The 11,743-nt window shown below is 68.9% G+C and carries 13 protein-coding genes; all 13 read right to left on the bottom strand.

Annotation, left to right across the window (positions count from 1 at the left end; genetic code table 11):
- Nucleotides 1–57 precede the first annotated feature (57 nt).
- The 13 genes from ACWPN3_RS02785 to ACWPN3_RS02845 all read right to left on the bottom strand — a co-directional run bounded on the left by ACWPN3_RS02785 (nt 58) and on the right by ACWPN3_RS02845 (nt 11,729).
- Nucleotides 58–2,007 carry a tetratricopeptide repeat protein gene (locus tag ACWPN3_RS02785; protein ID WP_492261061.1) on the bottom strand — a complete coding sequence of 650 codons (1,950 nt, stop codon included), beginning with the start codon at nt 2,005–2,007 and terminating at the stop codon, nt 58–60.
- Nucleotides 2,004–2,450 carry a flagellar biosynthesis repressor FlbT gene (locus tag ACWPN3_RS02790; protein WP_109445351.1) on the bottom strand — a complete coding sequence of 149 codons (447 nt, stop codon included), beginning with the start codon at nt 2,448–2,450 and terminating at the stop codon, nt 2,004–2,006. The genes ACWPN3_RS02785 and ACWPN3_RS02790 overlap by 4 nt, the downstream gene beginning before the upstream one ends.
- Before the next feature lie 140 nt (nt 2,451–2,590).
- The gene (locus ACWPN3_RS02795; protein WP_109445352.1) at nt 2,591–4,453 is read right to left on the bottom strand and encodes a flagellin N-terminal helical domain-containing protein; all 1,863 of its coding nucleotides are present in this window, start codon (nt 4,451–4,453) and stop codon (nt 2,591–2,593) included.
- Nucleotides 4,454–4,653: 200 nt separating this feature from the next.
- Nucleotides 4,654–5,649 carry a ketoacyl-ACP synthase III gene (locus ACWPN3_RS02800; RefSeq protein WP_492261062.1) on the bottom strand — a complete coding sequence of 332 codons (996 nt, stop codon included), beginning with the start codon at nt 5,647–5,649 and terminating at the stop codon, nt 4,654–4,656.
- Between the two features lie 103 nt (nt 5,650–5,752).
- Nucleotides 5,753–6,529, bottom strand: coding sequence for an SDR family NAD(P)-dependent oxidoreductase (locus ACWPN3_RS02805; protein ID WP_109445354.1), 777 nt, complete (start codon nt 6,527–6,529; stop codon nt 5,753–5,755).
- Entirely contained in the window at nt 6,526–7,317 is a 792-nt protein-coding gene (locus ACWPN3_RS02810) for an AMP-binding enzyme (protein WP_492261063.1), read from the bottom strand. Before ACWPN3_RS02810 ends, ACWPN3_RS02805 begins: the two co-directional genes overlap by 4 nt.
- A 35-nt stretch (nt 7,318–7,352) precedes the next feature.
- On the bottom strand, nt 7,353–7,703 hold the full coding sequence (locus tag ACWPN3_RS02815) for a hypothetical protein (RefSeq protein WP_492261064.1): 351 nt from the start codon (nt 7,701–7,703) through the stop codon (nt 7,353–7,355).
- Nucleotides 7,700–7,948 (bottom strand): acyl carrier protein, encoded by a 249-nt coding sequence (locus tag ACWPN3_RS02820; protein WP_109445356.1) that lies wholly within the window; start codon nt 7,946–7,948, stop codon nt 7,700–7,702. The genes ACWPN3_RS02815 and ACWPN3_RS02820 overlap by 4 nt, the downstream gene beginning before the upstream one ends.
- A gap of 7 nt (nt 7,949–7,955) precedes the next feature.
- The gene (locus ACWPN3_RS02825; protein WP_492242601.1) at nt 7,956–8,711 is read right to left on the bottom strand and encodes an alpha/beta fold hydrolase; all 756 of its coding nucleotides are present in this window, start codon (nt 8,709–8,711) and stop codon (nt 7,956–7,958) included.
- 135 nt (nt 8,712–8,846) lie between these two features.
- On the bottom strand, nt 8,847–9,080 hold the full coding sequence (locus ACWPN3_RS02830; RefSeq protein WP_492242600.1) for a phosphopantetheine-binding protein: 234 nt from the start codon (nt 9,078–9,080) through the stop codon (nt 8,847–8,849).
- A gap of 32 nt (nt 9,081–9,112) precedes the next feature.
- Complete coding sequence (locus ACWPN3_RS02835) at nt 9,113–9,877, bottom strand: cytidylyltransferase domain-containing protein (protein ID WP_492242599.1); 765 nt, start codon at nt 9,875–9,877, stop codon at nt 9,113–9,115.
- Nucleotides 9,870–10,925 carry a pseudaminic acid synthase gene (pseI, locus tag ACWPN3_RS02840; protein WP_492242598.1) on the bottom strand — a complete coding sequence of 352 codons (1,056 nt, stop codon included), beginning with the start codon at nt 10,923–10,925 and terminating at the stop codon, nt 9,870–9,872. The genes ACWPN3_RS02835 and pseI overlap by 8 nt, the downstream gene beginning before the upstream one ends.
- Before the next feature lie 117 nt (nt 10,926–11,042).
- The gene (locus tag ACWPN3_RS02845; RefSeq protein ID WP_492242597.1) at nt 11,043–11,729 is read right to left on the bottom strand and encodes a glycosyltransferase; all 687 of its coding nucleotides are present in this window, start codon (nt 11,727–11,729) and stop codon (nt 11,043–11,045) included.
- Nucleotides 11,730–11,743 lie beyond the last annotated feature (14 nt).

Genomic DNA, 11,743 nt, shown 5'->3' on the forward strand with positions numbered 1-11,743 from the left:
CGTAGGCGGCCGTGCGCTCCGACGTCATCATCTGGCTGCGCCAGCCGATGCCGACCCTCAAGCCAGTCCCCAGCGCCGCCAGCCGCTCCCGCCACTGTTCCACCAGCGTCGGGTCCGGCAACAGCCAGGGCGTTTGCCCGTCGAAACCGGACAGGCTGGCGCGCAGATGACACGGCAGGTCGCCCGCCGGGATATGGGCATCGACGTCCGGCGGTTGGATGGTTTCACCGCCGGCGGCATCGACCGATTCCGCCCTGACTGTCGCCTGGGGAAGGAGCGCGCGAACAAAGGCACCAGCCGGCGGTCGCATTCGATCACCACATGCCCGGCCCGTCCGATCAGCGACGGGTAGCAGGAAGCGAACATGATCTCATCGCCGACCCCCTGTTCCCGCCAGACGAGCAGGCGGCGCCCGGCGGGATTTTCCCCCTGCCACAGCGGGGCGGCGATCCGCCGGTTCACATAGCCCTTCGCCCAGAACCGCCGACGGTAGCCGTCCCAGCCACCGGGCAGATCGCCGCGGGAAAGCCGCAGCATGCCGCGGTTGAGATGCGCGGTGTTGAGCGACGGATTGACCGACAGGGCAAGGTCCATCCAGGGTTCGGCCGCGGTATCGTCCTGATGGCATTGCCAGAGCATCATGCCGAGGTTGCCGGCCGCCTCCGCATGCCTCCCGTCGATCTCCAGTGCACGCCGGTGCGCGGCCTCCGCCTCGCCGATGCGCCCGAGCCTTTGCAGGACCAGACCGTAACCGGTCAGCGCGGCAGGGTTGCCGGCGTTGATCGCCAGGGCTCGCCGGTACATCCGACCCGCCTGGGAAAGGTCGTCGCGGTCGAGCAGCAGGCCGCCGAGATTGACAAAGGTTTCCACGCTGCGCGGGTCGGCCACTGCCGCGCTGTGATAAAGACGTTCGGCATGGTGGAGTTCGCGCCGCAAAATATGGATGCCGGCAAGATTGACCAGAGCCTTTCCATAATCGGGACGGAGCCGCAGGGCTCGCCGATACCAGCGCGCCGGCCTTTCGGAATCGGCTTCCAGGTCGTAGCGGCTTTCCAGCGACGTACCGTGGTTGTTCACCACCATGGCATCGCCGGGACTGAGCGCCACCGCCCGGCGGAGCACCAGGGTCGCCGGGCCCATCTCTCCCAGTTCGAGCAAGGCCACGCCCAGATTGTTGCAGGCCCCCTGCATCGCCGGTTCGCGGTCCAGCGCCAGACGGAACTGCACCACCGCATCCCTCAGGCACCGCGTGCCCTGAAGGGCGGTGCCGTAGCTGAAGTGCAGCTGCGCATTGCCGGGATGTGCCGCAACCGCCGCAGCCAGGATGCCGCGGGCCGCCTCGTGGTCGCCACGGCTGTTCAGCAGGGCGCCCAGTTCCAGCGAAAGTTCCTTATCGCCCGGCGCATCCTGCAGCGCGCGGCGCAGACAGGCCTCCGCATCGGGATGGCCCAAGTTCCGCAAACAGACCGCCAGGTGCCGCCATGCGGCGGAATGGGAGGGGTCGGCCTGCACCACCGCATAGAAGGCGTTGGCTGCCGGAGAAATCTGGCCCAATTCCCGTTGCAGCACGCCGTAATTGAAGCGTGCCGTCAGGTTGTCCGGCCCCATGGTCAGCGCACGGGCATAGGCCTCCGCCGCCTCATCCCGCCGGCCGAGGCGCTGAAGCACGGTGGCGCGGTTGTTGTAGGCCTCGACATAGCGGTCGTTCTGCCGGATTGCGACGACATAGGCGGCCAGCGCCTCCTCCAGCATGCCGAGATCGGCCAGGACATTGCCGAGGCTGTTGTAGGCCGTGGCGAAGCCGGGCTGCACCGCCAGCGCGGCCCCCAGATTGGCCAGAGCCTCCGCGGTACGGCCGGTCTGGTGGGCGATGATCGCCGACAGGTGCAGTGCGTCGGCATGCGCCGGATCATCGGTCAGGATGCGGCGGTAATGCGCCAGCGCCTCGGCAAGGCGGCCGGCGCGATGCAGCGGCAATGCGGCGTCGAGCAGCTCGGCGACGGTCACGGCGTCCGATCGGTGGTCGGTGGGTCTTCATCGTCGCCGGCGGCACTGTCGGCCAGACCGCCATCCAGCGATCCGCCATCCGCCGTTTTGAACAACTTGCGGCAGAGCTTGAGCGCCCGATAATAATTGCGGCTTTCGACAAGACGCGTGATCTCGTCCAACGTCTTGGAAGCGTCCGGCCGCGCCTCGCGGGTTTCGTCCAAGATCGAAGCGAAGCGTTGAAGATTCAGCGTCGAATCTTCCGGGAAGATGTAGACGAGCTGAATGACGAAATAGAGCTTCTTCTCGATGCAATCGATCTGCTCTTCCTTCAGAACCTCACGCCCGCGCAGGAAATTGGCGGTGTTGTAGAGGAAGAACGAACCCGGACGGTCGCCGGCACCGATGACGGCACCGTTGATGATGACCTTCTCGTTGGGACGAAGCACGAACTTGAGTGGCATGAGTGGGGAACCCGGGGCTTGTAGGCCGTTGCCGTCCGGCCTTTGCCGGACCGGTCCGGCCCAAAAGAAACGGGCGGCGGCCTGATGCCGCCGCCCGCCGGGCGTGATCCTACCCGAACTTGCCGTCGGAACTCTACGCCTTAGAACAGACGCAGGATCGACTGCTGCGACTGGTTGGCGAGCGAGAGGGCGATGGTGCCCAGCTGCTGGCGGGTCTGCAGCATCAGCAGGCTGGCGCCTTCCTCGTTCTGGTCGGCCAGCGTCAGCTTGCTGGCGCCTTCCGTCAGCACGTCGCTGAACTCCTTGGTGAAGTTCTCGCGGGTCGTGATGATGTTCAGGTTGGTCGACAGGTTCTGCGAGGCCGAACGGATCGTCGCCTTCGCGTTGTCGAGGCCGGCCACCGCCTTGTCGATGTCCGCGCGGTCCGTCCAGCCGTTCTGCGCTTCGTCGAGTTTCAGACCCTGACCGCTGGTGGTCAGGTTGACCGCGTTCACCGTGATCGCGTTCGTGTTCGTCTCGTTCAGCTGGACGGTGATGTCGTTCTTGGAGTTGGCGTCGGAAATCTGCTTGGTGACGATGTTGGCCGAGCAGTTGGCCGAAGCCGCCTTCTTGATCGTCTTCGCATCGATGTCCATGTGCACCGTGCCGCTGTCGAAGGCGAATGCCTGATCGCCCCCTGTCAGCTTGCCGTCGCCCTTGTCGTTCATGGCGTCACGGGTGACCTGGGCACCGTTGGAGTTGGTGACCTGGATTTGCAGGTCGACCTTCTTCTCGATGGTCGAGATGCCGTTGCCCTGGTTGTTGGCCGCTTCCAGCAGGCGGCGGTCGACCGTGAAGGACACGATGGTGCCCGACGCGAAGCTTTCCGAAATCTTCTTGGTCAGCGCGTTGGTGGCGCTGGAGGTCAGCGTGAAGTCGGTCACCGCGCCGGCCGTGGCGTTGCCGGTGAGGGTGATCGTGCCGGTTGCGGTGACGGTTGCGGAGGCGACGTCCTTGCCGACCAGGCGGCCGGAACCGGTCAGGGCCGTGCTGATCGAGGCCCGCAGCTGGGTGGCCACCTGGGCCGAAGCGTTCTGGCCGACGGCGACGTCGCCCTTGGTGGCGGTGTAGCTGAAGGACTGGCCTTCCACCGTGATGGTGAAGATGTCGCCTTCTTCGATGGTCCCACCGATATTCACCGTCGACACCTGGGCCGAACCGGTCTTGGCGGCCGTCGTCAGGGCGGTCGAGGTGGTCTGGGTGTTGTCGAAGTAGGAGATCGTGCGGCTCTCGGTGCCGTCCGAAACGATGAAGTCGCGGGAACGGCCGTTGGCGCCGCGCACCTCGATCTGGACGTCGGAGAAGCTGCCCGACGAGCCGGACATCGTGCCCGACAGCTTCAGGCCGGTGAAGCCGTGCGCATTTTCCGCGCTGGAGATGTCGGCGGTCTTGCCTTCGATCGAGCCGTCGCCCTTGACGCGGATCGAGTAGGTGTCGGCCGATTGCACGTTGGTGACGCGGGCGTTGTCGACGCCGGTCATGCTGTTCACGGCGGCACGGGACGCACTGGTGCTTTCCATGCTCATGCCGTTGCCGGCGATCAGGTTCTTACCGCCGTAACCGCTGTCGGCGGCGAGCTTGTCGATCTGGCCGCGCAGGGTGTTGAACTGGGCGGCCAGCGACTTGCGGGTGGCGACGGAGGCGGCATCGTTGCCGAGCGCCGCATAGGCGGCGGTGGTCAGGCCCTTGGCCTGGTCGACCATGGAATCGATCGAGGTCAGGCCCTTGTCGGCGGCCTGGATGGTGCTGATCGACTGGCCCATCGCGTCCTTCAGCGACGTCAGGTCGCCGGCGCGCTGGTTCAGACCCTTGGCCGAGAAGAAGGCGGTCGGGCCGTCGAGGGCGGTGTTGACCTTGTTGCCCGTCGACAGGATGTTCTGTTTCTTGTTGATCTGCTCCTGCGTGCTTTGCAGCTGCAGGAGGTTGGTCCGCATGGAAGAAGACAGGGTAACGTTGCCGGCCATGGTAGCCACTCCTTTGGAGGATCAATGTCCGGAAGCGCACTGCTTTCGAGGCGCTTGAACCGGAAGGGGACTAATTCCCCCGCCAAAGGGGTAGGCAAAAAGCGGGCCAGTTCAAATTTGCCGGGTTTCCTTGGCAATCCGTGCCGGTGGGCAGGAAGCGACCCGGCAAATTTTGCCTAGCTTCCGGCAAATTCTGCCGGTCAGGCGGCAGGGCTTGCCGGGGCGGCAGATTCTGCCGGGCATTTCCTGCCGGGCAGGACAACCGTTTCGCACACAGCCAGCGGCCCGGCGACGAGCGCAGCACTGCCCCAGGACCAGCCGACGCCGAAGCCGGACAGCAGGAGACGGCGAGGGCCGGCGGTCAGGCTGTCGGCCAGCGAAGCGGCAAGGGCCAGGGGAATGGAGGCGGAACTGGTGTTGCCAACCTCGCGCAGGGCGACGACGGTGCGGTCGGCGGCAACGCCAAGTTTCTGGCCCAGATGGCGGATCATCTGGGCGTTGGCCTGATGCAGGACAAGGTGGTCGACCATGTCCGTGGTCCAGCCGGCATCGTCGAGCGCGGCACGCACGCTTCCCGGCACTTCGCGCAGGGTGAAGGCGAAGACCTGGGTCCCGTCCATGAACAGGCGTGCCGGCCGGTCCGGATGGCGCATCGCCCCGCCGTCGGCCGCCAGATAGGGTGCGCCGGCCCCATCGCTGCCCAGGTCGAAGGAGATCGGGTCCGCCCTGTCGTCAAGCTCCAGCGCCACCGCAGCTGCCCCATCGCCGAACAGCGGAGCGACCGCCCGGTCCTCCGGGTCGATCAGCCGCGAGGTGGTGTCGCCGACCAGCAGCAGCGCCCGCCGTCCGGCCGGCTTCAGCATCCCGCCGGCGACCCACAGCCCATAGACGAAGCCGGAGCATCCATGGGTGATGTCGAGCACCGCCGCGCCCTTGCGCAGCCCGAGCCGCCGGTGCAGCAGCGACGCTGTGCCGGGCAGCGTCTGGTCGTGGGTCTGGGTCACCAGAACCAGCAGGTCGATGCTGCCGGGCTCCCACCCCACCCCGTCGAACAAGCGGCGGGCGGCGGCCTCGGCAAGGTCGCTGGTGCATTGGCCGGGGGCAACGATCCGCCGCTCCTCGATCCCGGTGGCGGCGGCGACCTTGCGGGCCCCCTCCTCGCCGAACCGGCGGGCGAGAATCCGCAACCGTCTCACGCCCCTCCGGCACGCAGCCGACGATGCCGCGTACGCACACGCCGTCGATCCGGCTGGCGACCATCTCCGCCTCCCCCGTTTTCCTGCAGCGTCACATGCGGCCTCAGCAGGTGATGCCGCCGTCCACTGTAAGGGTTTGACCCGTGATGAAGCCACCGCCGTCGCCCAGCAGGAAACGGACCAGCGGCACCACGTCCGCCGCAGTGCCCAGTCGGCCCAGCGGCGTGCGGCGCACGATCTGGTCGCGCTGCCCGTCGGACAGGCTGCCCGACATCTCGGTGTCGAGATAGCCCGGCGCCACCGAATTGACGGTGATCGCCCGCCGCCCGACCTCCCGTGCCAGCGCCCGGGTCAGCCCGTCCAGCCCGGCCTTCGACGCCGAATAGGCGGCCAGACCGACATAGCCGCGCTGTCCGATGATGGAGGAGATGTTGACGATGCGACCACCCTGTGCGCCCGCCCCGCGGGCCGCCAGCTTAGCGCGCAGAAAGGCGCGGGCCGCCTGGAGCGCCCCGGTGAGGTTGGTCTGGATCACCGCCTCGGCATCGACCTCCGGAAAGGTCGCCAGCACGCCTTCGCGGGCGATGCCGGCATTGTTGACCAGCCCCCACAGCGGCGAATTGCCGCCCCAGGCGACAGCGGCGTCGAAGAAGGCGCGGACCTCCGCCCCATCGCCGATCCGGCAGGGGTGCCAGAACAGGTCGGGGCCGGCCAGCCGCTCCAGCGCCTCCGACGGGGCGCGGCTGCAGGTGGAGACCCGGCAGCCGTCGGCCAGCAACGCCTCAACCAACGCAAGGCCGAGGCCGCGGCTGCCACCAGTGACGATGATGTGCCGCTTGGTCCGGGAGCCATCCTCCACGGTCGGATGGGCAGCGGTCATTGTGGTCCCTTTCGGCTCTTCTTGCCCGCCGCGCTCAGCGGGATATGGTCGGCGAAGGTCAGGGCGCGCGGGCGGGCAGCAGGGGGCAGATCGGCGGCGGCGGCGCGCAGGCCGGTGCGCAACGTCGCCTCGTCCACGCCCGGTGCCGCCACGATGGTGGCGGTCAGCAGATGGCCGGTGATCGGACTCGGCACGGCAACGACCATGGCATCGGCCACCCCGTCGACCGCGAGCAGGCGGCGTTCCACCGCTTCGGCGGAGACCTTCACACCACCGACATTGACCAGCCCGTCGAGACGGCCGGCGAACAGCACACGGTCGCCTTGGCGTTCCACCAGATCGCCGGTGGACAGCCAGCCCTCGCAGTCGGCCGCTCCGGAGGCGGCGCGCGGGCTGCGCACCTCCAGCACGCCGTCGACGATGCGGAGCGCCAACCTGTCGGGCGCATCGTCCAGCCATGCGGCGGGAAAGCCGGCACGGCCGTCGGCGACGGCGAACAACGCACCGGCCTCGGTCGACGCGTAGATATGGCGCAGCCGGGCATCGGGGAACCGCGCCGCCAGCCGGTCGAGCAGCGGCTGGTCGGCGGCCTCGCCCCCCAGCGTCAGCGCCGCCAGCGGCAGTTCCGCATCGCCGAGCGCCATCAGGAAGGCCCGCCAGAAGCTGGGCGTGCCGCTGACATGGGTCACGGCATGGCGGCGCGCGGCTTGCGCCAGGGCGGCGACCGTGCCGCCACTGCCACCGGGCACTGCGACCAGCAGAGCCCCGGCCGCCGCTGCGGTCAGCATCACCTGAAGACCGGCGAAGGCGCCGGGATCGTAGGTCAGCAGCCAGCGCGCGCCCCCTCCGTCGCGCCGCGCAGCCGGCCGCGCAAACCGGCGAAGTAATGGCGCAGGCGCTTGGGCGTGCCGGTGGTGCCGGAACTCTCCAGCGTGACGGTGAAGCCCGGCCCCGGCTGCCAACCCTCCGGATCCGCTGCGCCACGGGCCAGCAGAACGCCCTGCCCCGCCGCTTCGGCCGCCGCCAGAGCGGCCAGCACGCGCGACGGCCGGTCGGCCTGCACGACGCCGCCCGCCGGAACCGGGAGTTCGGCGAGATCCGCCCAGACGAAGCTGTCCTCCCCTTCGATCAGGCGGAAGGCGGGGTGGAGCCAGTCGGGGCGGCGGCCGGTCATGCCGGGACGGTGTAGAGCGCCGCCAGTTCGCCGACGGTGGTGAATTGGCGGAAGCCCTCGCGGAAGGGATCCTGGCCGGTCCGCTGTTCCAGCACCACCAGCAGCGTCGCGAGGTCGAGGGAATCGATGGGCAGATCGCCGTCGAGGAAACGGCTGTCCGCCGTCAGGGGCGGCAGCGCCTCCCCCTTGTCGGCGGCGATGCGGCCGAGTTCCTCGGCGATCAGGGCGAAGATGCTGTCGGTCATGGTCGGTTCAACTCAACGGATCGGACGGCCCGGATCGACCGTCGTCGCAGCCGTCCAGAAAGCTGCGGATGGCGGCGGTCACCGGGCTGGCGGCCTCGATATGCGGCAGGTGGCCGGCCTTGTCGAACACCCGGTAGGGTGCGTCCGGCGGCAGCCAGTCGGCCGGCGGCATCGGGATGATGCGGTCCTCGCGGCCCCACAGCACCTGGATCGGCATCGGATAGGCGCTCCAGTCCACCGGCGCTCCACCGCCGGCATGGGCGGCGAAGGACGTCGCGACGATGCGCTCGAATCCGGCGCGGCGGACCGGGTCGGCGCCCTGCGCATGCAGCACCTCGCCGAAGCGGGGAATCAGCGGCGAGGGGCCGGCGAACAGCCGTTCGGCACAGGCACGTCCTTCCGCCACGTCGGCGGGAGCCATGGCCCGACGCAGGAAGTCCAGATCGAAAGCCGTGCCCAGGCCGGCGCTGGACAGCAGGGTCAGGCTCGCTACGCGGTCGGGCGCCAGCCTCGCCAGCTCGCGCGCGACATAGCCGCCCATCGAATGGCCGACCACATGCACGCGCGGCAGTTCCAGCCCGTCGAGGAATTCGACCAGCCACGGCGCGAAGTCGGAAACCAGGCCGCTGCCGACATCGGGCGTCGATCCGCCATGGCCCGGCAGGTCGACGGCGATGGCACGCCGCCGCGACGACAGGGCCGACAGGTTGAACTGCCAGGTCAGGCGGTCGCCGGCGAAGCCATGCAGAAGCAGCACGGGCACGCCGCCGCTGCCCACCGAAAGATAAGCGGCTGGGCCGCCTGCGACGGTGGCGACACCGGCGCGCAGGCGGCTTCCTTCCGATACAGGACCGGCCGAAACGGGGCGGGCTGAGACAGGCCGGGGAATGGGCACCGCTCAGGCCGTGACCGGCGCACCCGCCAGGGCCAGCAGATCGCCCACCGTCTTGGCCTTGGCCAGCTTCTCGCCTTCGACCACGACGCCGGTCTTCTCGTCCACCAGCGCGATGAAGCTGATGACCGCCAGCGAATCCCAGGCCTCCAGCGATTCCAGGGCCTCCTCGCCGCTCAGCGTACCGGGATCCAGTTCGAGCATCTCGTCAAGAGCGAGCAGGAATTCGTTGCGATCCATCAGTTTTTCTCCTTGGTCGAACCGAGACCGGGTCAGTGCAGCGACTTTTGCCGGACCGAGCGGTTGATGTCCACCCAATCGGGGTGGTCACGAAGAGTTTTGCAACAATCCTGCCAGCCGAAGACGGGGTTGGCCGGCAGGAGCGCCTCCAGCAGGCGGCGCACCAGCTCGTAGTCGGCGGGTTCGTCCACGCACCAGCGCTGGCCTTCCAGATCGCTGTCCAGCGGCAGGTCGGGCACCAGCGCCGTCCCCAGCCGGAACCGGTCGGGGCGGCGGTAGAGGTAGGGGGTGACATGCTCCCGCTCCACCGGGTCGGTGGCGTTCGCCGCTGCCTCGTCCAGCAGACGGCGCGGAAAGATCTCGGCGTCCAGACCGCGCGGATAGCGCGTGCTGTCGATCGACAGATAGTCCAGCGGCTGGCCGTCCTGGAAGGCGGCGATCAGGCGGCCGACCAGCGCCGGGTCGATCAGCGGACAGTCGGCGGTGACGCGCACGACCAGATCGGCTTCGGCCGATGCGGCGGCACCGGCGAAGCGGCCCAGCACATCCTGCTCGTCGCCGCGGAAGACGGTGACGCCAAGTCCCTGCGCACACTCCACCACCGGGTCGTCGGCGGCATTCACCGTCGTCGCCAGCACCACCGCATCCAGGCCGGGAGCGCGGGACAGCCGCTCCAGATGATGGGCCAGCAGCGGGCGGCCGGCGGCCGGCATCAGCACCTTGCCCGGCAGCCGGGTCGAGGTCATGCGCGCCTGCGAGATGGCGACGGTCCTCTGCTTGCTCGGGGTCTTAGCCATGCGGCCCCTCCCCTGGAGGTGCCAGCATGTCCCAGCCCAGCGGCTCTCCCCGGTGCAGGCGGCGGACGGCGCGGCGGCCCAGCACGTCGGGCAGATGCCTGGGCGCCATCCCGAAGCCGGGGCGGATGGAGCGGACATTGGCGGCGGTCAGCGGCTCCCCCGCCTCGACGTCGGCAACGACATAGAGGGAACGGCGATAGTCGCGACCGCCGGCCTCGCTGGGCTTCACCCCGTAATCGACGCGGCCCATGGCGGCGGTCGCCGTGCGCACGGCGTCGGCCATCGCCCTGAATTCCGCCGGCTCCAGCGAAAAGGCGCTGTCGACACCGCCGTCGGCGCGCGACAGGGTGAAGTGCTTCTCGATCACCGTCGCACCCATGACCGCGGCGGCGACCGGCACGGCGATGCCCTGGCTGTGGTCGGACAGGCCGGCGGTGACGCCGCCGAAAGCCTCGGCCAGGTGAGCGATGGTCCGGAGGTTGCAATCCTCCGGAGGGGTGGGATAGCCGCTGACGCAGTGCAGCAGGGCGAGCGGGACATCGCCCGCTGCGGCCACCGCCTCCTCGATCTCGCCCAGCGTTGCAAGGCCGGTGGAGATGATCAGCGGCTTGCCGGACCGTGCGGCGCGGCGGATCAGGGGAAGGTCGATCACCTCGAAGGAGGCGATCTTGAAGGCCGGGGCGTCGAGATCCTCCAGCAGTTCGATGGCGGTCTCGTCGAAGGGAGAGCTGAAGATGGTCAGCCCGAGCGACCGCGCCCGCTCGAACAGGGGCGCATGCCAATCCCACGGGGTGTGCGCCTCGCGGTAGAGGTCGTGCAGGGTGCGTCCGTCCCAGAGCCCGCCCTCCAGCCGGAAGCCGGGACCGTCATGGGCGATGGTGATGGTGTCGGCGGTGTAGGTCTGCAGCTTGACCGCGTCGGCCCCCGCCTCCTTCGCCGCGTCCACCAGCGCCAGGGCACGGCCGAGGTCGCCATTGTGGTTCCCCGACATCTCCGCGATCAGGTAGGGCGGATGACCCTGCCCAATCGGGCGCCCCGCGATGGACATCGGCGGTCGGCTGGGGAGACGGCCGTTGGCATGGCCTGGAGCGGCATTCGACACGGGCAGGTATTCCAATCGGATCGGTCTGACGGACCCAGTCTTTCACGAAATCATGAAGGAAGGTTAATTTCCGGTGGCCGGTCCGCCGCGCAGCAGGGCCCGCGCCTCCTCGCCATAGGCGAGCAGCCGTTCGACACAGCGGGTGCGGTCGCCGATCTCGACGAAGCGCGCCTTGGCCGCAAGCTTGGCCTCGGCGAGGGCCTCGGCATCGGTGGCGAGCGCCACGGCACGCGCCAGATAGGCGTCGCGGTCGGGCACGCAGAACGCCGGGCCGGCATTGCTGGCGACGTCGCCCGAGCCATAGCTGATCACCGGCACCCCCTCCGCCAGGGCATAGGAGGCGCCGCCGCCGCCGCCCTGGCGCGGCGGATTGAGGAAGACATGGCAGCGGGCATAGAAGGCGCGGATGTCGGGGACATGGCCGAGGCAGCGCATGCGGTCCCGATTGCGCAAGGCGGCAAGGCGGCCCGGCAGTTCCTTCACTTCGCCGGCGAAGACCAGAGCGCCGTCCGGGCAGCGCTCCAGGATCTCGTCGAACAGCTCCAGAGTGTCCTCCCCCACCTCCAGGTCCAGACGGGTGCCGACCACCGCGAAGAGGACGGTGTCGTCGGGGAAGCCGGTTTCGACGCGCTTGCCGTCGGACGGCGGCGGCGTGAAACCGAAGGTGAAGGGGCGGAAGCGGCGGGCGAACGGCGCGCGGTAGAGGGCCGGGATGGAGCGGGTATGGTCGTTCTCCTCGTACCCCAGCACGATGTGGGCGAGCG

This window comes from Azospirillum sp. UENF 111221, assembly GCF_058780625.1.